This is a genomic window from Treponema sp. Marseille-Q3903, assembly GCF_014334335.1.
GTDB lineage: Bacteria > Spirochaetota > Spirochaetia > Treponematales > Treponemataceae > Treponema_D.
This window is the reverse complement of the sequence record NZ_JACSEU010000001.1, coordinates 379,224-403,227: the sequence shown is the minus strand read 5'-3', so window position 1 is coordinate 403,227 and position 24,004 is coordinate 379,224. Positions and strand designations below refer to the sequence as shown.

The 24,004-nt window shown below is 38.5% G+C and carries 14 protein-coding genes and 1 tRNA gene; 1 reads left to right on the top strand and 14 read right to left on the bottom strand.

Going from position 1 to position 24,004, the window contains the following annotated elements:
* Nucleotides 1-25 precede the first annotated feature (25 nt).
* The 10 genes from gtfA to H9I37_RS01760 form a co-directional block, all read right to left on the bottom strand.
* Nucleotides 26-1,495 (bottom strand): sucrose phosphorylase, encoded by a 1,470-nt coding sequence (gene gtfA, locus H9I37_RS01805; RefSeq protein ID WP_187380784.1) that lies wholly within the window; start codon nucleotides 1,493-1,495, stop codon nucleotides 26-28.
* Between the two features lie 12 nt (nucleotides 1,496-1,507).
* The gene (locus H9I37_RS01800) at nucleotides 1,508-2,725 is read right to left on the bottom strand and encodes a DUF3237 family protein (RefSeq protein ID WP_187380783.1); all 1,218 of its coding nucleotides are present in this window, start codon (nucleotides 2,723-2,725) and stop codon (nucleotides 1,508-1,510) included.
* Between the two features lie 2 nt (nucleotides 2,726-2,727).
* Nucleotides 2,728-3,612, bottom strand: coding sequence for a Nif3-like dinuclear metal center hexameric protein (locus H9I37_RS01795; protein ID WP_187380782.1), 885 nt, complete (start codon nucleotides 3,610-3,612; stop codon nucleotides 2,728-2,730).
* Complete coding sequence (locus H9I37_RS01790) at nucleotides 3,605-4,420, bottom strand: alpha/beta hydrolase (protein ID WP_187380781.1); 816 nt, start codon at nucleotides 4,418-4,420, stop codon at nucleotides 3,605-3,607. Before H9I37_RS01790 ends, H9I37_RS01795 begins: the two co-directional genes overlap by 8 nt.
* A 12-nt stretch (nucleotides 4,421-4,432) precedes the next feature.
* On the bottom strand, nucleotides 4,433-5,317 hold the full coding sequence (locus H9I37_RS01785) for a carbohydrate ABC transporter permease (RefSeq protein WP_187380780.1): 885 nt from the start codon (nucleotides 5,315-5,317) through the stop codon (nucleotides 4,433-4,435).
* Between the two features lie 12 nt (nucleotides 5,318-5,329).
* Nucleotides 5,330-6,262, bottom strand: coding sequence for an ABC transporter permease (locus tag H9I37_RS01780; RefSeq protein ID WP_255422456.1), 933 nt, complete (start codon nucleotides 6,260-6,262; stop codon nucleotides 5,330-5,332).
* Nucleotides 6,263-6,271: 9 nt separating this feature from the next.
* Nucleotides 6,272-7,774: an ABC transporter substrate-binding protein gene (locus H9I37_RS01775; RefSeq protein WP_187380779.1), complete on the bottom strand. Its 1,503-nt coding sequence runs from the start codon at nucleotides 7,772-7,774 to the stop codon at nucleotides 6,272-6,274.
* A gap of 86 nt (nucleotides 7,775-7,860) precedes the next feature.
* Nucleotides 7,861-9,447, bottom strand: a complete 1,587-nt coding sequence (locus H9I37_RS01770) for a response regulator transcription factor (protein ID WP_187380778.1) — start codon at nucleotides 9,445-9,447, stop codon at nucleotides 7,861-7,863.
* Between the two features lie 2 nt (nucleotides 9,448-9,449).
* On the bottom strand, nucleotides 9,450-11,117 hold the full coding sequence (locus H9I37_RS01765) for a sensor histidine kinase (protein ID WP_187380777.1): 1,668 nt from the start codon (nucleotides 11,115-11,117) through the stop codon (nucleotides 9,450-9,452).
* Nucleotides 11,118-11,248: 131 nt separating this feature from the next.
* Nucleotides 11,249-11,321, bottom strand: a tRNA-Ile gene (locus tag H9I37_RS01760).
* Between the two features lie 171 nt (nucleotides 11,322-11,492).
* Here H9I37_RS01760 and H9I37_RS01755 point away from each other — a divergent pair.
* Entirely contained in the window at nucleotides 11,493-11,867 is a 375-nt protein-coding gene (locus H9I37_RS01755; RefSeq protein WP_187380776.1) for a metal-dependent transcriptional regulator, read from the top strand.
* 45 nt (nucleotides 11,868-11,912) lie between these two features.
* Here the strand turns inward: H9I37_RS01755 and glmS are convergent, their stop codons facing one another.
* The 4 genes from glmS to H9I37_RS01735 form a co-directional block, all read right to left on the bottom strand.
* Nucleotides 11,913-13,814, bottom strand: coding sequence for a glutamine--fructose-6-phosphate transaminase (isomerizing) (gene glmS, locus H9I37_RS01750; protein WP_187380775.1), 1,902 nt, complete (start codon nucleotides 13,812-13,814; stop codon nucleotides 11,913-11,915).
* Nucleotides 13,815-13,984: 170 nt separating this feature from the next.
* A complete protein-coding gene (mnmE, locus tag H9I37_RS01745) occupies nucleotides 13,985-15,397 on the bottom strand; it encodes a tRNA uridine-5-carboxymethylaminomethyl(34) synthesis GTPase MnmE (RefSeq protein WP_187380774.1) in 1,413 nt (470 codons plus the stop codon).
* Entirely contained in the window at nucleotides 15,394-17,727 is a 2,334-nt protein-coding gene (locus H9I37_RS01740; protein WP_187380773.1) for a putative glycoside hydrolase, read from the bottom strand. Before H9I37_RS01740 ends, mnmE begins: the two co-directional genes overlap by 4 nt.
* A gap of 119 nt (nucleotides 17,728-17,846) precedes the next feature.
* Complete coding sequence (locus H9I37_RS01735) at nucleotides 17,847-23,888, bottom strand: Ig-like domain-containing protein (protein WP_187380772.1); 6,042 nt, start codon at nucleotides 23,886-23,888, stop codon at nucleotides 17,847-17,849.
* Nucleotides 23,889-24,004 lie beyond the last annotated feature (116 nt).

The following is a 24,004-nucleotide window of genomic DNA, read 5'->3' as shown; positions in this document are numbered from 1 at the left end:
TTAACGTTAGCGGCATAAGTGATTTTTATGACATCTCCTCATAAGAATATGAATAATCATTAAAATCTGCTGTAAATTTAACTGAGTTTTTTTTACCTTTCCAGATAATTGTCAGCTTGCTGCCATGCCCCTGAACATCAACTTTTGAATTCAAATCAAATGCAGGATTGTTGTTTCTCAATTTCAAAAGCTCCAGTTGTTTTGCGACAACAGGCTTTTTAAGGTCTTCTGTAACTTCTTCCATAGAAAGATTTGACCTGTTAATTTCTTTATGTCCAAGTTTTTCTGCACGCTCAAGATTGTTTTTACCGGCAAATAAATCAAGATACCAAACTAGCGGTTTCCCCGGCATGAAAATCTGAAGAGCCCTTGCAAAAAGCATCTTCTTGTCGTCAGCTCCGAGAGCACTGTAATACGTCGAGTTCACCTGATAATAAACATTTTTTTGACCGTAAAGATTTTTGATAATTCCGCCGCGGCTGAGGATTGTTTCTGTGAGTTGTTGAATTTCTTCTTCAGGGACAAGTCCTTTTAAATCGAGCAGAGGGATACCGTCATGGCAGCCTAGCATGCTGACTGTTTTATAATTATTTTCGATTATCTCGTTTGCCCATTTTGTGAGCAAAGAGCTATCGTGTTTTTCAATTGAATATAAAATAAGGCCTGGCATAAAAAAATCATAGAAGAGATACCCTTTTTCTGCCATCTGTTTGTATATTCCCTCACTGTATTCAGCATGAATTTCAGGAAGAACTTCAATTCCGCGTTTCTGACACATTGAATTGATTTCCCCGAGAAGTTTCCATGTATCTTCAGGATTAAAGAAGTTTCGCTCCCCGACTTTTTTGCATGCATAAGCAAATGCGTCAAGACGGATATATTTTGCCCCGTAAGATGCAAGTTTTTCGATTGTCTGTCTATAGAAATCCGAAACAAGAGGGCTGTTCAAATTGAGATCCATCTGCCCAAGGTAGCCGTTTTCAGTTTTTTCTTGATAAAAAGTATTCCAATAAGGAATTTTTGTGCCGTCTTTGCATTCAACTACAAGAACAGGAAGCCCTTTTTTGCGGAAGAACATATTTTTGATGTACTTATCTTCAGGGATAATGTAACCATCTTGCCCAATCTCTCCGCAGCCTTCCCAAAATTTGTTCCAGTCGATAAAAAAATCTTTATATTTTGATTTATTTCCGTTGTTGAGTATGTCCTGAAACTGAGGGCTTTGAACAGAAGCATGATTCAACACAAAATCCATCATCAAAGAAACATTATTTTTCTTAATGTTTTCTATGTCCTCAGGAGCGGCAAGTTCTCTGTTTAAGTCGTAATCGATTACAGAAAATCCGCGATCCAAATCTGAATTAAAAATGCTTGGCAAAATATAAAAAGATTCAAAAGTATTTTTTACTTCAGGCGCTGAAAGAAACTTTACAGCAGAGTCGAGTCTTTTTCCCAAACTGTCGGGATATGCGTTGAACATCGGCCTTAAATTCATTTTATTCCCCTTCTATTCGATTCTTGGAACTACGAGAGATGCATTTTTTGCGTACTCTTTGATTTTTGCCTGCTCAATGTCGAGAACCATCGCTACAAAGGCGCTGTCGGCATTCGGGTCTTTATTTCTTGAACATCTGTAAGTGACTGTCTGTTCCGGAGTTCCTTCAAGGAAGATTTTCCAATCAATCCCAGTTAAGACAGGATTTCCGCCGTGAGTCCATTCCAGTATTACAACATCGATATCTTCAAGGTCAGTTTCTTCATAATGGAGGACGCCTTCTTTTCGACCAAGAATACGGATAAACGATTTTGGTTTGCCCGATTTATAATCATCGATAAACTTCTGCAAAGACTCAAAATCCAATTCTTCTTCAGTTCCAAGATACTTTTCGAGTGCTGCACGGCCGGCGCTGAGGTATTGTTTATACCATGCATTTTCTTCACAAAGTTCAACTGAAGCATCTATAAAATCGTTCTGCCATTTTTGAATCTTGGCTGCGCGTTCGCTCGTATATTCCCCAGACGCAAGCAGCGCTTTCAGCCCGGCATTTCTGAACAAAGAGATTCTCTCCGCATCGTTATAAAGTGGAATTCTTATCGCATATTCATCACCGTGAACAACAAGCGCTTTTTTATTTTTTTCGAAAAGCATTTTCCTGAGTTCTTCGGCAACGGTAGTCTTCCCGGAACCGCTTCCTCCGCTCAAGGCGACAATTGCACGGCTTCCTGCCGGTTTTTTTTCAGACTGCTCTGTAATAAAATCGAGAATTTTCCGAGTTTTCAGCACTGTAGTTTTGTTTCCGTTTTTAAGCAAGTCAGAATTTTTCTGCTCACGGCTGAAAATATGTATTACAATTCTTTTACCGTTTGGAGTTATTGTTCCATATAGACTGCTTTTTTCAAGGTAAGCAAGGCGTTTACTGTCTGTATAAATCTTTGGGGTTGTAACCAATGTTCCATCATTTTCTACAGTCCCCTGATTCTCAATAAAGATTTTACAGTTCTGACCGTCGCAGTCTTTTCCTTCGAGAGTGTACCTAGCAGACAAGGTGTGCGCAAAATCTTTAGAAACAAGCTGAGTGTCTACCCCTCCTGAAAGAATTTTCCCCTTGAAGTTTTCGCAGTCTGCATACCCACTGAATAGAACCATCAGGCTTTTGCCTTGTGTTCCAACTACTTCATGAGTCTCTGTCAAGTCAACATTAATTGTCAATTCCTCTTTATCCATCGCTATTTCCTGAAATTTATGTAATTAAAGCTGTCTTTAGACTGAAGGTATTCAACTTTGAGGTCAGAACAAACAAGCTTCTGAATTACTTTTGCAAAATCTTTCATTCCAAGCTCTTCCATGTTGTAGTGACCGATATTCATCAAGGCTTTCGGATGCCCAAGTTCATTAGCATCGCGAATATATGCAGGAACTGTCCAGTCGATAGTTTCTCCGGGAATTATCAAGTCTACTCCATTTTCCTCCATAAGTTTGATTATGTCCATTGAATAGTCGTGATAAGTACCATCTTTTTCTTCATGATCAGGATAAAAGCAGTTTGGACACATGTGACCTACAATCGCCGCCTTGTGAATTTTCATGTTTTTATCGCCGAGATATTTTATTCCGTTAAAATTGATTTTCTCTTTAAACAACTCTATGATGTCGGAATAGACAAAACCTTCAAAACCAAAATCAAAAATATAAGAAAAATCTCGTTCAACAGGTTTTACATAGTATTTTCCCCAGCCAAGTTCTTTCATAACTCCTGTAAAAATACAATCAGGTTGATGGAAATGCATGTGGTCGTGATCGCGAAATACGGCAATCCGATGTTTTTTAATGTATTCGTCTTTTTCTGTAAAGATTGTGTTTTTGTAGTCGCCTTTCCAAATTTTATAGTCAGGCGTCTGATAAAAAAGCGTTTCGTGTGTTACAACAAGGTTACAGCCGGCTTCAACTGCCCTTTTGATTGCGTTCATCGAAGGGTCAAGGCAGACAGCAACTCCTGTACAAATATCATCTTCATGACCGCTTTTAAAACAATCGCAACCACTGTAATTTTCAATTTTAGGATGATATTCGAGTATCTTGTTGACTACATCTCTATTTGTCAGTTTAATCATTATAAGTATTCTCCAAATCTAAAAACCATCTGATGCTCGGTTCAATGTATTTATTCCAGAAAATCCAGTCGTGAGTACCTTTTTCTTCGTGATATTCAAAAGCGACTTTGTGGTCTTCAAGGAACTTCTTAAAAATCTGATTTTCCTTGTAAAGAAAATCTTCCGTCCCGATTGCAATGTAAATTTCAGGCATCTGCTTCTTTTCTTTTAAGATGTCTAGCACAAGTGTCTCGGGATTATTTTTGCTTTCTACAACTTTTGTAAGATCCCCGAACATCATACTGTAATAATCATAGCCCGCAATTCCGTCCATCGTGCCCGGCTTCATATTTGCGATGTTGTAAATAATCAAAGCCGAAGACAAACCCGAAAGTTTTGAGAAAGTATCGTTGAACTGTAAGCCTGTGTGAATTGCACCGAAACCGCCCATGCTCAAGCCCATTATGAAATTGTCTTCTCGCTTTTGACTGAAGCCAAAAGTCTTGCACACGTAATCTTTCAATTCCTTGCCTACATAAGTCGCATATTTATGTTCATTTGAAGGTAAATCAAGGTAGAAAGAATTTTCACCATTTGGAAGAATTATGTTGATATTATATTTACCGCACAAATCAACAAGATTTGCGTTGTAGAGCCAGTCTGTGGCATATCCACTGTGTCCGTGAAGAATAAAAACATTCTTTGCAGGACGTTCAAAGTTTTCGTTATTTTCCGTGATAAACGGCGGGCAATCGTTGCTCGACACCACCACAAAAGGCATATTTCTGCCCATACATAATGAAAATTGTTCGCACTTAAATACAGCCATTATTTACTCCTATCACCCTTTTACGGCGCCAACTACGACACCGCGAATAAGGTATTTCTGCATAAACGGATAGATGATTATGATTGGAAGAATTCCAACTACAGCCATAGCCATTCTGATCGATGTTCCAGGCAAAGCAACCGCACCTGTGCCAATAAGTGAAGCTGATGAGTTTGTTTTCAGAGCCTGAATATTATTCATAATTTTCATCAGTAAAAGCTGAATGCTATAAAGTTTTTCGTTAGTGATGTAATACAAACCGTTTGTCCAGTCGTTCCAGTAGCATAAACCTGTAAACAAGGCGATTGTCATGATTGCTGGAACGGCAAGTGGTAGCATAATCCTAAAAAAGATTCTGTATTCGCTCGCTCCATCAATCTTTGCAGCCTCTACGAGTGATTCAGGGATGCTGTTTGAATAATAGTTTTTCACAAGGATTACATTGAACGCAGAAACAAGATAGTTTGGAATTATGAGGGCAGCCAATGTATTTTTGATATGGAAGAACCTTGTCCACATAATGTAGGCTGGGACAATACCTCCGTTAAAAAGCATTGTGAAAAATACAAAAAACGCAAGCACGTTTCTGTATTTAAACGATTTTCTTGAAATCGGGTAAGCGAGCATCGCTGTAAGAAGTACGCTTACCACAGTTCCGATGAGAGTTACAACGAATGCAACCCCATAAGAGCGAAGAATCACCATTCCCTGTTTTACCATATAAACATAAGCATCGAGACTTACTTTTCTTGGTAAATATGAATATCCGTTGCGAAGCAACGTGTTTTCATCTGTAAATGAGGCAATCACAATAAGCAAGATTGGAAGCAATGCAAGAGCTACAAAAACACCTAAAATGACAGTTGAAATAAGTTTTGCTTTTTTATTTTCTACCATGATTTGCTCCCGTTAGAATAATGCGTTTGAATCATCAAGCTTTCGTACAATGCCGTTTACACAAAGTACAAGTATGAAACCTACAATTGACTGATAGAAGCCGGCGGCTGATGACATACCAATATTGTTCAATGTCATAAGCCCACGGTATACGTAAGTATCGATCGTCTGAGTTGTGTTGAACAAGGCTCCGGAGTTCTGCGGCACTTGATAAAACAATCCAAAATCAGAATAGAAGATTCTTCCGACAGACATGAGTGTCAAAGTGATGATTGTCGGCTTAAGCATAGGAATTGTAACTACAAAAATCTGCTTCAACTTGTTTGCACCGTCAATTTCGGCAGCTTCATATATGCCTTTGTCAATTCCCGAAATACTTGCCATGTAAACGATTGACATATAACCGATGTTTTTCCAGATATAAACAAAGGTCAAGATAAACGGCCATGATTTGGCTTGGGAATACCAAGCGACGGCTGTTTTACCGAACAATTTCAAAATAGAGTTGTTTATAAACCCGGAATCTGCATTCAAAAATGCATAGGCGATATAAGAAATCACGACCCACGAAAGCAGATTCGGCAGCAAAAGCGCCGACTGAAAGAACTTGACTCTTACTCTTTCCCCCAATTCGCACATAAGAATTGCAACCAAAATAGACAAAACAGTTCCAATTGCAATAAACCCGATGTTGTATAGCAATGTATTTCTTGTCATAATCCAGGCGTCTTTAGTCTGGAAAAGAAATCTGAAATTTTCAAAACCACACCAATCACTTTTGAAAACGCCCTTAACAAAGCTGTAATCCTTAAACGCAAGGAATATACCGAGCATCGGAATATAATTGTTTATAATCAGATAGATAATTCCCGGGAGCGCAATCAAAAGTAATGGCAAAATGTTTACCATAAAATTACGTTTTTTATTTGCCATTACTGTTTTCATTTTAATTTCCTATTTATTTTTTACCCAAGCGTCAAGCTGAGCCTGTTTTGCTTCAAGAATCTGTTGATATCCTGCGTCGTTTAAGGCTTTTACGAACTTAGAAGTTTCTGTCGCCGGATCAAGGCTTCCGCAGAGAAGACCAGGCAGATACTGAGAAATTACGTTGTTTACCGCTGTGTACTGAGTTTTCAAAGCGCTTGCATCAAACGTGAATCCCATAGCAGGAGAAGTCGCAGCGTGTTTGTTTTGTTCCAATTCCCATTCAAGAGAAGCTTTGTTTGCAACACCCATCTGGTACATTTCAAAGAAGTTTCCAAAAATACCACATGTAAGCTGCGCCGTATACGGAACTGTTGAAGCATCTTGTCCTTCAGGGTAAGAAACTGAACCGTCCGCATTTTTAACATAATCGCGTCCTTCTACACCGTAAATAACAAGGTTGATGACGTCTCTATCTGTATACGTAAGGTTTAGGAACTTGAGGGTTGCTTCCGGTACTTTTGATGTAGATGCGACCATCCAACTGAGACTGTTGATATCTCCTGTTGAAAGGTAAGCATCGCCGATTGTTTTAGCTCCGATTGGGAAGTTGTTCATCTGACTCTGAAGAGAAACTGCAGTATCTTCCTCAGGGTAGCTATAGCTTGCGATGTATGCAAAATAGTTTCCTGAGCTCATTGTTTCAGCAGCCATGCTAGTAGTCGTAGCGGCATCTTTCATCACAAGACCATTTTGATACCAATAACGGGCAAGCTCTGTAACATGATTGAATTCAGGCGTTGAATACAAATCTTTTACCTTAAGCTCTTTTCCGAGAAGAACTCCTATCGGTTTATAAATATCATCACAAAGCGGGTCGCGTTCCGGGATACAGAAAAGAGAACCAAGGAATCCTGTCTGAACAGGAGCGAGCGGCGTCATATTCGGATATGCTTTCTTTACTTTTTCAAGGACAGCAGTGATATCATCGAGTGAGTTTACTTTGCTCATATCGATTCCGGCAGCTTCCGCAATGTCTTTCCTGTAGATTAGCATCGGTGTAAGAGCTATCGGTTTATAAGTCGGAATGCCGTAGAGACGACCTTTTGATTTACAAGCGTCTAGCCATGCATCACCGATCAGTTGTTTTGTTTCAGGAGCACATTTGTCAATCAAATCTGTAATGTCGTATGCCATATCTGTTGAAATACAAGTAGAAAAGTTACCAAGCGATTCAAACGCATCGAGTTTTTCTCCCCCTTGGAGAGCGAGGCTTACTTTGCTTGAATATTCGAAAATGGAAATTGGCATGAGAGTTACTTCAACGCCGATTTTCTCTCTTGTAATTTTGTTGATCGATTCTTCAACAACGTTGAGGTCTGCTTCTGCTGGGATATTATTAAAAGTCGGATAAGCAAACGTTACTTTATCATAATTTGTAGATTTTTTTACCGCAGCGTTCCCACCACAACCTGTAAGGATAAAACCAAAAAGGGTCAATCCACATCCTAAAACTAACATCTTCTTTTTCATTTCGATGTCCTCCTTCAATCTTATACTTAAAGGATACAACCGAAATTTCATGTCCGCTTTAGAGAATAAGACATTTTTTTTTAATTTTAAGACATTATTCCCAGTTTTTTTCTGTATTCGATAGGGCTTACGTCCATGTACTTCTTAAAAATCGTGCTGAAATAAGCGAAACTGTCAAACCCTGTCATTTCCGAAATCTCGCTTATTCTGAGTGTTTCATTTTCGAGCAGCAGTTTTGCCTGTTCAATTCTGTACTGATTCAGATAATCTTTGATTGAAAGCCCTGTTCTTTTTTTGTATAACTTTGCAATATATTCAGGTGCCAAGCAGAATTCGTCTGCAATTTCACTGCGACCTATATTTTCTCTGTAGTGTGTACGTATATATTCATTTATGCGCTCTTCGAGAGTCATACTCTGCTTATTCTGATCAAGGTTTTCAAAAGTCTGTTCAATTAGATAATTTGCCCATTTAATCATATCCATGACAGTCTCGCCCGCTTTTTTTGTTAGCCCAACTTCAATGTCTTTTGTAAGAAATCCGGTAGGAGTTACGTTCCGCTTTGCAAAGTAGATGTAAACACATTGCAGAAGTTCCTGTCTTATAGATTTAAGGGCATTTGAATCGAGGCTTCTGTTCTGCGTATGCTCGGACAAAAACCTCTTCAAATAACTCATAATCTTAAGCTTATCTTTCTTTTCAAGATTTTCGGCAATGAAATTTATGTCTATTCCTTGCACAACCTTGGTGTCCAACAGCACTGCATCTTTTTCAAAAAAATAAGTCCCGCCAAAAGAAACTGCATTTGTCAAAATATCGCGGATTGAATCAAACTTGTTATAGAAAAACCTCAGTTTTACATTGTCACTAATGCATGTTGTCGCCGTAAGTGATAGGATTGCATGCAGTTTTTTATCAAAAGTATCAAAAATTGTATCAAATTTCTTGACAATATCTACAGGGCACACGTTTATTACAAAATAATTTGAATCGTTCTGAATACAGACTATATTTTTATTTGTCTTACTCTGAAAAAACACTTCACCATAAAGCTGCTCAATTACAAAGCGGAATAAGTCAGGGTTCATTTTTTCCAGATCCTTTTCAACATCTGTAAGATAAGAAACGATGAGCACGTATTCATCGTCAGTAGAAACTGAAAAATTGCGTTCAAGATTTTCTTTATTCCAGTCGTCTACAATGCGCCCTTCAAAAATCGCATATAAAAAGTCAAGCCAGAGCCTGTCGGCATTTTGTTTTATCCAGCGCCCATAATTCAAATCATTTTTTTTTGCTTCTTCTTCTGCAATTTCGGCAACAATCTTTTTAAGAGCTGCTTCCATTACAAACACATCAAAAGGCTTTAAAAGATAGTCGGTAACATGGTATTTAATTGATGCCGAAGCATAGCTGAAATTTTCATGACTTGTTAAAAAGAAAAATTTCCCTTCATAGTTGTTTTCACGGTACCATTTTAAAAATTCGACACCATTTTGACCCGGCATTTCGATATCACTTATTACGATGGCGATTTCATTATTCCTGACAATTTTCTTAGCTTCCACAACATTATATGCGGTAAATACGTTCTCAATTCCAAGAGAAGTCCATTTAATGCTGTTTTTTATAAGAGTCAATGTTGTTAAATCATCATCAACAATAAGGGTATTCATCTTCAATATTTCCTAATTTCATGAACCGGTTTTTCAGGAATAAGAAATTTGTTATGGCAGCCATGCGGTTCAATGTTTTCTATGGTAAACAGCCCTTTTTCTTTATACATCAGATAGAGCATCTTTTTTAGTCCCCAAAGCCCGATACGTGTGCCATCTTCTTTTGGGCGTTGTTCTTTCAAAAAATCGTCTATAAATTCTTGGGGATAACCGTCTCCATCATCTTCAATTTCGATACAAAGGTACTGCCTACTATTCAGTTCAATTTTTTTGATATTGATAAAAATACTCAAAACATGCCCCATGACAACAGCGTACTTATATTCATTTTCAATAACCGTATGTAAAAGCATCTGCGGTATCTGATAATTATCTAACCCTTCTTCAACAGTTATCATATTGAAAACACAGTCAGGGTATTTTAATTTCTGCATTTCAAAATAAGAATCAAGATTGTCCAGCTCCTGCTTCAGGTCGACAGTGTGCATACCTGATTTAAACATATACCTTATATTTTTAGAAAGAATATTGATATATGATACAATTTCATCGTTTTTATGCTGCTGACTGAGATTTGAAATTGACGTAAGCGCATTCAAAAAGAAATGAGGTCTGATTTGAAGTTTAATAGCCTTTAATTCAGACTGTTCAAGCTCAAGCTGTTCTTCATAACGTGCAATTCTAAGATTTTCAATTTCATCCATTAGTTTGTTGAATGTATCCTTTAAACCTTCAAATTCTCTGTTTGGGTAATCTGTTGTGACTTTATGGTCGTAATCACCGTTTTGAATCTGTTTCATATTTTTACCCATATCAGCAACAGGATGGATTATGTGAAATGAAACAGATTTGAACAAAATTATCCCCGAAATCAACGAAATGAAAATTATCAGCAACACGCCGATCCCGTTTAATGTAAATGATTTAACGACAGAATTTAACCGCACATCGAGCTGCAATGACAGATTTGTATCTGAAATAGCATAAGAGAATGATTCAGTTGGTGAAAAGTCTTTTTCTTCGCCTAAAAAAACAATATCTTCACCTGCATTGCTGACCAACCTGATTCTTAAATCTGAAAAATCATAATAACTTGTATTGCTCAAAAATTTATCGGCATCAAGAAAAACACTTGCAGCTCTGCCCTGCCAACTGTACATTTTATACAAAAAAGTATGTCCGGCAGCTTTTTTTATAAACCACAGTGATTTGAGCTCCTTATTTTTTGACTGCGCAAGAATAAAATTCTGAAGTTCTGTAATTATATTGTAGCCAAGTTTAATATTATCGGAAGCGATGCACTGCTCATACTTGTTTTCTGTTATAAGCAGTAAATCTACATTCTTATCAAATGAAAGTTTTTCGTTTAACAAAAGAAACAATCTTCTTGAAGCATGATACCTGTCCGCTTCTGACGGACTTTGAAGCAGAACATAATCAGCATTGTCGTACACAATCTGCTCCAAAACCTTCTGTGCATCCTTTATTTTCAATTCAAGGTCTTTCCCATAAAGAGCGATGAAATTTTCGTTGGCGATTTTTGAGCTTTTAGCAGTATTTATATATAAAAAAATAGTATATGAAGTGAGAATCGTTACCAGCAAAATAATCTGGAAAATCAGCATGAAAATCAGTTTTGTCCTGAATGAATGCGTTTTTTGCTTAATCATACAAGAAATAATAAAACCAAAGTTTAATGCTGTCCACTAATTGTAATGAAGATGTTTTTTGTGAAAGGAATGCGCAAACGCCATCATGAATTTTAATATGACTTAGCCGCTATTGTAAAGGACTTAAATTATGGGCCATCTTGGACTTGAACCAAGGACCAAAGGATTATGAGTCCTCTGCTCTAACCACTGAGCTAATGGCCCGAATTGACAATAATAATATCACAAAGACCTAGTTTTAATCAATATACCAAAAAAAATTATCAACAATAATTTGAAAAAGCGGACACTATTCCCAAAAAGGCAAAAATCTGTGTATTAAAGTTTTTTTTATGCTATACTTATAGAAAACAATCACAAACAGGAGAATAAATTATGGATCAAAAGCAGTCATCTGAAGATTATCTAGAAGCGATTCTTGTGCTAAGTGAAAGGCTTCCGGTTGTTCGTTCTGTTGACATCGCAAATGAGCTCGGCTTTAAAAAACCAAGCATAAGTGTTGCAATGAAAAAACTTCGTGAAAAAAAACTTGTAACAGTAAACGATTCTGGCTTTATTTATTTAACTGATGCAGGAAAGGCAATTGCTGAAGAAATATATGAACGACACACTTTGTTTACAAAATGGCTTACAAAACTTGGAGTCGACTCAACTATAGCCGCAAACGATGCATGCAGAATAGAACATGCAATCAGTAAGGAAAGTTTTGAAGCAATAAAAAAATATATTAAACTAAAATCTCTATTTTGATTCTATTTTAATGTTTTGGTTTCGAAGAGCCGCCATTTTTAATGATTATTCTACTGTAACCGATTTAGCTAAATTGCGCGGTTTATCCGGATCAAAGCCTCGCAAGACTGCACAATAATATGCAAATAGTTGGGCTGGAATTACAGTCAATAAGCTCGCCAAAGTAGATGAACACTCAGGTATTCTAAACACTTCATCAGCTTTGCCATCGAATGACTCCCCTTTATCCTGTGTGATTACGAGAACTGTCGCTCCTCTGCTTTTTACTTCTACCATGTTGGAACCGATTTTATCGTAGAGGCTCGGCTCGCTTGCAATTGCAACAACCAAAGTCTGCTGTTCAATCAATGCAATTGGCCCGTGCTTTAATTCTCCTGCAGCAAAAGCTTCCGAATGCATATATGAAACTTCCTTGAGTTTAAGGGCTGCTTCCAAAGATGTTGCGGAATCAAACTGGCGGCCGATGTAAAAAATCTTATCCTTGTTGAACTGCTGACTTGCAAATTTTTGGATGATATTTTTCCCGTCAAGAATCTGCTGTATCTTTGATGGGATTGTTTCAAGCTCCGAAAGAAGTTTTGACGCTTCTGCTTCGCCCAAAGTGCCACGAAGTTTTCCCGCTTTAATTGCCAAAAGGAACATGCATAAAACCTGCGTTGTATACGCTTTTGTCGATGCGACTGCGATTTCAGGTCCTGCAAGTGTATAAATCACATCATCAGCTTCTCGGCTCACCGTTGAACCAACGCAGTTTGTGATGGCAACAACTTTAAGACCTTTTTGTTTTGCAAGACGAAGCGCACTCAATGTATCAGCGGTCTCTCCTGACTGACTGACCACTATGAAAATATCATCTTTATCGAGGATTGGATCTCTGTAACGGAATTCAGATGCTACATCTACATCGACTTTCATTCGCGCAATCTTTTCAAACGCATATTTTGCAACAACGCCTGAATGATAGGCGGTTCCGCATGCAGTGATTACAACACGTCCTGCTTTGCGCCATGCGTCGTCCATTTTGTTTTCTTCAAAATAAACATCTGTTGGCTTTCCGGAAGCGTCGTGAATAATTCGGGGCCGCATAGTATCTGTAAGACCTTTTGGCTGTTCGTGGATTTCCTTTATCATAAAATGCGGATATCCATTTTTTTCCGCAGCGTCCATGTCCCATTCAACACGGCTAGGTTCTTTTATAATTTTTTCACCTTCAAAATTGAATAAATCTACATGGTCTGTATATAAAACGGCGAGCTCTTTTTCTCCAAGATAATAAACATCGCGTGTGTGCTCGAGGATTGCAGGAACGTCAGAGGCTATAAAATTCTCACCTTTTCCAAGCCCTACAACAAGAGGGCTTTCTTTTCGACAGGCGATGATGCGGTCGGGATAATCTTTGCACAAAACTCCAAATGCATAAGAGCCTTCAATCGTGTGAAGAGCTTTTAATACAGCTTTGAATATATCTTTTTCTTCTTTATAAAATTTACCTATAAGATTTACGGCAACTTCTGTATCTGTCTGAGACTGAAATACAGTCCCCTCTGCCTGAAGTTTTGCTTTTAACTCAGCATAATTTTCTATGATTCCGTTGTGAACAAGAGAAATTCTTCCATCCATGCTTGAATGCGGGTGGCTATTTGAGTCGCTTGGTTCTCCATGAGTTGCCCAGCGAGTGTGCCCGATACCGATTGAGCCGGGAACAAATTCGCCGCATTTATTGATCAAGCTGTCATAGTTTTTAGACATATCTACAACTTCAGCGGTTATTTTTTCGACAAGGAATTTCAACGCTCCTTTTGCCTTTTTTACGATAATCTCATCTGTGCTGTCAGAGAGAACAGAAATGCCGGCGGAATCGTATCCTCGATATTCAAGTTTTTTTAAACCGTTTATTAAAATCGGTGCAGCCTTTTTTGAACCAACGTAACCTACAATTCCACACATAATGACAATCGAGAAACCATTTAATAAAATTGTAATATTTTTATTATTTACGATTTTATATTTTGGCTTATCTTATCCTCCAAAAATAAATTCTGTATTTTTATTTTACATGTTTTTAAATGATAACTCAATAAAGCGGAGAAAAAATGAAAGTCTTAAAAATAAACCTCTTATTTTCCTACACAGAAGTTTTCAAATATGCTTCCCAAAACATCGTCTGGGGTGACATCTCCTGTCACCTCACCCAGTGCATCTAGGGCATCTTCCAAATCTTGAACAACTGCATCAAGTGTGTAATTGTCGTCTGCGCTCAAAAGAGAATGCTTTACACATTCAAGAGCTGAGGCAACTGCATCTTTTTGGCGCACAGACCCGAGCCCTGCTTGCTGTCGTTCCGTCGCTATACCGGCAGTCAATATTTTTGAGATTTCGTCAAACAGTTTATTCATTCCTTCGCCGGTTTTCGAAGATACTTTGACGCTTGCCTTTTTTGCTTTGCATTCTTTGGTTTCTTTCTCTTCTTTTTCTTGTTCAGCGACCCCAACAAAAGGTTTATCTATTTTTGTCCAGACTAAAACAAGCGGTTCCTTGCAATTTCCTATGAACTCTTTATCATCTTTGTCGAGCCCGCGAGTTATATCGACAAGATATAAAACAATGTCTGCATCGCATGCCAAGTTTTTAGTAAGCTCCACGCCCTGCGCTTCAATTTTGTCTTGAGTTTCGCGCAGCCCGGCTGTATCAAACAAACGCACAGGGATGCCGTTGATGCCCGCCCAACTTTCGAGCCAATCCCGCGTTGTACCTTCAATATCGCTTACAATTGCACGCTCTTCTTTTAAAATTGCGTTGAACAACGAAGATTTTCCTGCATTTGTGCGCCCTGCAAGAACAACGCGCGCCCCATCCTGATAGAGTTTTTCTCCTTGCCATGAATCGACGAGAATCTGCAATCCGTCACGAGCTTTTTCTATATCTGCTCTGTCAAAAGTCTCTGCGATTGTCTCCTCATCTTCAGGATATTCTATTTCAACTTCAATTGCTGCAAGTGTATCTATGATAAGTTTTTTGATAGAGTTTATTTCTTCAAAAAGAGACCCCGCTAAACGACCGGCTGCATGAGAGCGTGAAACATCTGTATGAGAATCGATTATCTCTTTAATCGCTTCTGCTTTTGTAAGGTCTGTCTTTCCGTTTATAAATGCCCGAAAAGTATATTCACCGCGGTTAGCTTGCCTAAATCCTGAACGAAGCAGAAGATTTTGAATTGCGGTTACGACGGCAGGACCTCCGTGACAAGAGATTTCTACCATATCTTCGCCGGTGAACGATTTTGGTCCGCGATAGACAAAACACATAACTTCATCTATGCGAGCTTTTTTACCACCGGAATTATTGATTATCCAGCCATAAACAATCGTATTTCCCAAAGCCTTTTGCAACGCTTTTGGTCTTGAAAATACTTTGCTTACTAATTCAATACTGCCTTTTCCTGAAACTCTGACTATTCCAAGAGCGGCAGGTGCAAGTGCAGTTGCAATTGACGAGATTGGCTCTTCAGGTGTGTATTGTTTTAATGTCATGGCAATACCCTTAGAAACGGCTTGAAGCTCACACTATCATCTTCACGAGTAGGATTCAATATGCTGTCCAAAATTGAAACATCTGAATCAACATGAAGAGGCTTTATCTCATTTCCTATCGCAGGCTTTCTGTATTTTTTGTCGGCCTCTGCTGTTGTTCCTGTATATTCTTCATTTGGAGTGACATCAGGCGGTGTTAAATCATAATTGCCTGAATTGTTCCAACACATATAACCCCTGTCGATTGAATCTCTCACTCCAAAAAATTCTTTTTTGATGTAATCAGAATCATAGTAAAGTCTGTCGTAACTTACATTCAGATAAAACGATTGTATCCACGGGCGGATAATCGCTCTATTTCGAACCATCACAGTGTTTCTGAAAGAGCCATAATAATATATTCTGTAAGTTCTGTCAGCGATTGGCGCATAATTCAAAAATGTCTGTTCAAAGTGACTTGGATAAAACATCGGACCTATCACATCGACATATTCGGCAAGCATTTCGGCATTTTGCCCTGTCCTTGTTCCACTGCGATACCATCCGTTCGCTCCGTAAATATCAATTCCAATCGGTGCATCGATATTTTCTCGAGCATAAGAAAGAAAAGAAATCAACGCAGATTCCTTATCCATCCCTTTATCTTGCCAACGATACTGAGCGTTGTGCAAATTCAAACCGTCTGTTGGAAACCTAATATAGTCAAACTGAATTTCATCAAATCCTCGTGAGACTAATTCTTTTGCCACCGCAACATTATATTCCCAGACATCTTCCGAATACGGGTCTACCCATTGTTCATCATAATAAGTAGTTTCTTTTCCTATAGCTAGCCCCGACTCATCTGATACTTCTTCATAACCTTTTATGCCGAGCCACGGTTTATTTTGTGATTTATCCCAAACTGCATATTTCCCGCCGGCATATTTGCATAGCGATTTATCTTTAAATGTCACGATGCGGGCAACAAGATATATATTTTCTTTTTTAAACTCGTCGATAAAATGATCCAAATCTACCGCATATTGAGATGTGGAACCTTTTTCTAAAACAAGCGAATCATGAGAGTCGTAACGCAAAAAACCATAGTCATCTTTCATATCAATCACGATGCTGTTCATATTGCGGTCTTTTACAACCTTTTTAAATTTATCAATTCCTGCCTGATTTCTGCACTGATAAGCTGATACATAAATGCTTTTGCGTCCGTTTGCCTTCTCCGCATATCTTGTGTTAACATTCCCTGGATAAAGCATCCAAAGCTCATTGAGCAAAATCCCTCTGCTGAATCCGCTACGAGATTGAGGAATCCAAGCGGTGTTTATCATTCCGGGAACTGCCGCAAAAGACTGATGCCATTTTTTTTCTTCACTAGGAGTTCCCGGACTTTTGAGCGAGTCCAAATCAAGTGCGCCGAAGCCTTCCAGCCGGGTATATAAAAGCACATTGTCGATAGTTGTCAGTCCATCAATTGTGTCAGCAGGGTTTTCGCCCGCAAAAATCAATTCTCCTTTTTTTTCTGACCAGTTAAATTTATAAATTCTTGGAATATAAGTCTGAGAAATATAAATTTCGGTATATTGAGTTCCATCGGCTTTTGTGCGCACAACAGGAATAATATCGGAAATTTCGTCAGGAGATGTGAGCGATGGCATTTTTTCAAAACCTTCTCCAACGTCAATCCATTCAGGGCGTTCCGAATTTGGAAAAATATATGAAAGCCCGAAAATCGGATGCGACATAAACACGACAGTTTTATCGTCTATTGTGGCAACGCCTACAGCTTTTATTCCCGGCGTCGTTTTGCTCATAGAACTCAAGTTTTTCCATGTAGCGCCGTTGTCATGAGAATAATAAACGTTGTCTTTTGTTGCGGTGACGATTTCACTATTATTGAGCGGATTTATAGACAAATCTTTAAGCTCCTGAATCTGCTTTTCAAGAGTTTTTATGTTATTTTTAAATTTTTTGATTGTCAAAAAAGGAAGCCCCTTGTTTTTTTCTTCAAAGTTTTTTAAATCGGATGTAAAAAAAAGCCCCTTTGAAGTCCTCATGAGCCATGCAGGCTTGTAATTTCCTTGAGCATTTTGATAATTCACTTTTATAAGCTGCTCAACACGTCCTTCCTTCCACAAAGGAATTGCAGTATTTCTATTTGTAACACGGAAAAGACCTTCATCAGAACCGACGAGCATAAAGTCGCTTTCCGCTTCATTTTCAGTTGCAATTACAGAATTTTTTCCCGGGAGTTTGTACAAAGGTTTAATCTCATTAGTAAAGACAAATCCCGTTAAAAAAGACAAAGAGAGTACAAAAATCGATTTCTTCATACTCTCTTTATCGGCATATAATTCTTTAATGTTGAATTAAACTATTTTGGCAAGCTGATTAAACTTGCCAAGCTTGAAGCTCTGCAAATCTGCGATCATGCAAATCTGCAAAAAATCACCTAAAATATATTGGCACGAATACCAATTCCAATCTGTGGAATCAGATTTTTAATTCCGCCGCTACCTTGCACGTCTGTCGGAATAAACCACAGCGACCCCTCAGTGTAAACCGCAAATGAACTGAATGCATTTCTGTTTTGTAATTTTACTTTAGGGAATTCAACTTGTCCAAGTACAGCAGAGAGAACCTGTGATTTTCCACTGCTTGTCGCTGTAAAGAACGAGAAGTCTGCTCCTAAAGCAAATGTCGCATATAGCCAACTCCAATCATTTCCAAAGAAATAACTGAACGGAATCGATGATATATTTGCAAGAATCTTAGCACTGAATACATTTCCGCCATAACGCATATTTGAAAATTCAACGCCTAGCGTTTTTGATGCAGAGTCGCGTTGTACTTGTGTAAACTGTCCATAAGAAAGCTGAATTTTTACTACATCATCAAAGAAAGTAAGACCCGCTCCAACCGAGTACAATGTAGCGCCCCAGAATTTAAGATCTACAAACAACCCTTGAATAAATGCAGGAACTTCATAAGTTGCCTTGTCGCCTTTGCGTAAAGTGATTTTTAAATCTTCAAGCTGAACGTCATCGCTTGACAGTCCTGAAACATTTAATTTTTGATTGTAACGACCTCCTTTTACAGGCGAAATCAACTTGATTGTTGGAGACGTATTATCTATCTGAATTATAGTCCTTGTGATTGCAGTCTCTCCGTTTTTCATTGTGGCGCGAATCACGAAGAAATGATAACCTTCCTCGATATCTTGGTTTTCAATTCGGTACATCCACTTTTCATTTCTGGAAAGTTCTTTAAACCTTTTGCCGTTATCAAAACTTATCTCAATTTTTTGTACTTTTTTTGCGGCGAGGCTTGCCTTCTCCTCTGAAGCTGCTTCTTCATCGCTTATTGCATAGCCTGCCATTCCTCGGATGTAAGGTCTGTTTGTTGCAAAGTCACCGCACGTGAAATCTTCTCCGCCAATGCTGTCAATTGTGACCCAAGGTCCCACAGGGCTGTAAGTAACTACTTGTTCACGAGAAGCAACTTGAGTTCCATCTTTGAGGAATGCATCAACACGGTATTTATGCTTGCCTTTCGTCATCAATTCCGAGCCGACAATAAATTTAAAGAATCCTGAATTTGAAAGTCCTGTTTCATCTACAGGCTTATCATCGATGTAAAGTTTTAAAGACGAAATATCTTTTTCAGAAACCGATTGTCCGTAGATTGTGAAAACTCCATTTTTATGTTCACCGTTCAACGGGTAAAGGATATCAACAGTTGCCGGTGCGATATCCTTTTTCAAGTGAATATTTCGGCTGACATTGTTCGCATTTCCTGCCTTGTCTTTTACAGTGAGTTCTACGTTATAGAATCCGTTATCAAGGTATCTGAGATCTACAGTTTCACCGATTATGCGGTCAATCTTGAATTTTGTTACAATTTCTTTTGAATTTTTCTCCAAGCTGCGGATTGTAAGGTACAAATCAGTAACCTCTACATTGTCGTATGTATAACCGGAGAAGAATACAACTCCAGAAGTTGTTGATTCATCAATCGGAAGTTCAAGGTTCAATTCAGGAGCATCGTTATCTATATTGATTAAACTTGAATAAAGTCCCTGAATTCCATATTTGTCTGTAATTTTGAGGAATACAACTCGAGTACCACCAGGGATCGCTCGAGTATCTATTGAGTACGTCCAATTTTCAGTGCCTTCCACATCGTTGTATGAGTTTCCATTGTCGAGTGAAAGTTTTACGTCTGCAATACCGTTTTTATCACTCGCCCAGCCTGAAATAGTGATTCGATTGCGTACTGAAGTATCGATTGTCGGCTTTTCGACAGCGCCTTTAGGTTCTTCAAGCGAAATTCTGAATGTTCTTGAAATTTCCGGACCTTGAACACCGTTTACATCGACTGCGTAGACTGTAACTGTATGTTCATTGTCAGTCATCGTAGAAAAAGGAACTTCAATAGAGAAACTTGCGCCCATTATATATTCAGCAGACGGATCTTCGTGTTTGTATACTTCGTGTGTAGAAACACGTTTATATTTATCGTTATCGATTTTGTAATATATAGAACATGCTCCGTCATCATCATAAACTACTCCTGAAATTGTGAAGTCACGAGTGATAACTTGCATATCTTCAGGGACGTGAATTTCGACGGTCGGTAAATCCGATTTTTTTTGTATTGAAAAATTCCAAGCTTCTACAGTTGTTGCATTTCCTGCCGCATCTGTAAACACAAACGACATTGAATCATCGAGCGGCGCATCATCTGTACCAATGTATGTATGAATAAGTGGATTAATAGGGATTCCCGTCCTTATTTGTGCTTTTCCTTTTACGGAAGGAGCAGTGTACTCTACTGTTTTAAGGAAACCGTCATCTTTTGCGTCAAACACAATGAGGTTTTGACCGTTTATGACATCTCCGGCGAGAGGCTCAACGACAGTCACAGAAGGAGGTGTTACATCTTTGCAGACAGCCGTTCTAAAATAATTATAATTTGAAGCAACATCAGTTGCCCGAATATCGATCCTTATAAGACCATCAGGCATGTTAGAGATATCGACATTTTTGCTGAAAGTTACACCTTGTTTATTTACATTTTTGCCGAGGTCAAAAGACTCCCAAGTTTCGCCACTGTTAAAAGAATATTCAACTTTTGAGATTCCAATAGGATGTGCCGCAGTTCCTTGAAGTTTTATCACTTTTGCCTGCCACTCGAACAATTTTGGACTTTCAAGGTGGACTTCGGAAGTTTTTGTGTTTGCAACAAAATTCAATGCGTCAGAAACATGAACATCGCCGAATTTATCTTTTATTCTAAGCGTTACATTTTTATAGAGACCTTCTTTTTCAGCAACGAGAGTGATTAAACGGCCATCTGTTTCGATTTTAAGTCCGTTTGTAGCAGAAACGAGTTCAGCTGTCAGCGGAGTGTTATAATTAGCATAGTAATAGAACTTTGAACCATTGTTCAAAACAAAACTCTTGCTCTCTTCATTAAAGACAGTTTGAACTCCCTGTATTGTATAAATCTTTTCTTCATCATTTATTTTTGAGCTGTCAAAATTACGCACAACTGTTATTGAACCTGAAATTTTCTTTTCAAGTGTGGCAGCTTTTATTGTGATATTTACTTTGTTTACACGAACTGGAAGATTCGCAAAAGGAATTTCTGCAACCCATCTCGAAGGATTGTCTGTATTCGGCTTTATAATTTTTGCAGTACCTTTAAGATAGAGCTCTCCGCCTGGGACATCTTCGCCGGAGAATTCGTAGTTGACAGAACTGACGGCAGCACCGGTATCGATGTAAACTTTCATCAATCCGCCTGTCTTTGCTCCGTAGGCGAGGGAAACAGGCATTCCGCTATAATACGGAGTATCGTTTACAAGGGCAATGTTTGCATCAAGAGAATATTCTTTTACTACGCTGAACTTGCTTGAAACAGGCTTTCCTTCAGTCGGAGTTATCGTAAAAATTTCAGAGTTATTTCCTTCTGGCATTTCAGACCGATAGAACACTTTAAAATCAGTATCAAGCTCTCCCTGATAGATTCCGACTGCATAGACATCAAATGAATCTACCCAGGCAACAACAGGCGCTGTTGGAACAGGCATTTTTTCTTCCTGCTCTTCAACATCTGGAATCTTTTTTAGAGCGACCGCTCTGGCGATTTTGTTTCCGCCGGCGCTCTCTGCAACGACTTCAACAATATGCATACCGTTATCGAGGCTGTCGGCATCAACTTTGAAAGAGAATGCTCCACTTTTTGCAACAGGGATACTCGTTAATTCCGGTTTAATTTCTCCGACTTGCGTTGAAGCTATTACACCGTTTTGAATCTCGGCATTGACCGGAATAATTCTGTATCCAAGAGAAGATAGTCCAGTTGTACAAGTTGCAGTTCCATTCAATGTTACAACACCAGATAGCGCATTGATTGACTGAGTTTCTGAAAATTGTTCAATTTTGAGTTCAGGAATTGCAGACCCTGATTTAAAGCTTATTTTTTTAGATTCTATGACTTTGCCGTTATCTGTTTTTACGCGAACAACAACATCTTTTGAAGTTCCTGCAACATCAGGTTTTGCAACAAGTTTTATCAAGTTGCCTTCAAGTTCTGCCGTTGCAAATGGAGTCGCAGGATAAAGTTCTACACTCTTGGCTTTTGCCCCAATCAAATATCCTGTTACAGGGAATTCAAGATTGCTTATAATTGAACCGTCTTCTCCAACAGTGCTGTCATCAAATACGACAGCAGGATTGTCAGTCTTTACGACAGTCGTATTAGTTACGTAATAAAACGCTTTGAATTCTGCAACTCGTTCAAAAATGTCGATCGCTTTGACTGTAACAGACACAAGACCTTTTGGACTGTCTGGAGAAACAGGTAGAGAATATGTATAAGAGCTTACATTTTTTAGGTCTACATTATTTTCAAGATTGCCGCCGTCCCATGAAAAATTCGAAAATATATTCTTGATTCCGACTCCTGAAGTTGCGGTTACGTTGAAAACTTTCCCTGATTCCGGATGAATTTCAACGCCATTTACATAATCGATCCTTGAATCTTTGCCCGAAACAAATCTTGCATCAGAGAATCTTGGAGCTGATCCTTTAGAAGAAACATTGATAACAGAGGTGTCACTCTTGAGCCCGTTTATATCAACTGCTGCAACAGTGATTTTATGGTTGCCGGCAGAAAGGTCTTCTGTTGAACAAAGTTTGAAATAATAAACACCGTTTGTTTCCAAAACGACTGGGTCTTTGTTGTCAAGTTGAATCACTACAGATTGGATTCCATCATCGTCATGGGCAATTCCGCGAACAAAGACATCTTCATTGTCTATATAATTGTGCCCTTCCTGCGGTTCAAAATTTTCAATGGAAGGTTTATCAGCATCCTTATTCAAAAGGATGTTTTGAGAAACCTCAACGATGTTTTTCGCACGGTCAACAGCACGAATTGTAAACTTAACCGATTTTTCTTTTATTCCGGCAGTATCGAGGTCAACAGCCCAATATGGGTTTCCTGGAACAAGATCGATTTTTCCGCTCTGATTGCCGAATGTCCAAGAAAGGTCTGTCACGCCGATTTTATCTTTTGCATAACCTGCAACTGTGATTTTCCCATTCATTTCCTTGTCTAATGAAGGATAAACGATTTTTACATCAGGCTTTGCATTGTCTATAAAATAAAGGAAAGAATACATTCCTACAGAACCAGCAAGGTCTGTTGCCCTGAACCACAAAACCGCAGGTCCGTCTTCAAACTTTTTAGTATCTACAGAAACTGAGAATGTACACAAGTCTGTCGTTTTTTTAGAATTGAGTTTTACAGGAACAAAGGTATTTCCGTTATCTGCCGAAAGTTCAAGCGATTTAATTCCGTTACCATCAGACACCGCTCCATCAAATTTGACATTTCCGGAAACAAGCATTCCCATCGCTCTGTCTTGAATTTCCATCTTCGGTTGCTTACGGTCAAGCTGCCATTTTACGACAACAGGACTGCTTACTTTAGGCTCATCATTTATGTCGTATCCGATTACCTTGATTGTGTGCATTCCTTCTTCAAGGTCGTTCGTTTCAAGATAATAAGACCAGAATTCTTTTCCTTTAGCGTTGACAACTTTTTCTGTTTCAGTTCCTTCGTCGAGGATAAGTTCAACTTTTGAAACGCCGTCATCATCGGTACAAGTTCCAACGATATTCAAGTTTCCGACAACTCGCATGTTCTTGTATGGGTTTGTAATACCGCAAACAGGTAAATCAGACTTTGGGTCAAAATAGATATTGTGAGGTCCGTCGACATGGGTGTTGCCACCAAGATCGCTCGCTGTAATCAAGATGTTATACTTACCTACTTTCTTGTTTTCAAGATCGAACTGTTGCTGCCAGCTGCTTAAATTATCAACGGAAATTTCTTCAATATCACCTTTCCCATGAGCAAATGCTGAGATTCCCAAAACAACACAAAGAAGTATAGAATAAATTTTCTTCTGCATCTTTTTCATTCTTATCATTCCTATAAAACCGTATAAATATAGTATTCTCCAACTCCGAATATCGGCTGATAAACTCTGTTTCTTTAGAGAAAAATACATTATGATAAATAATGAGGACTTTTTAT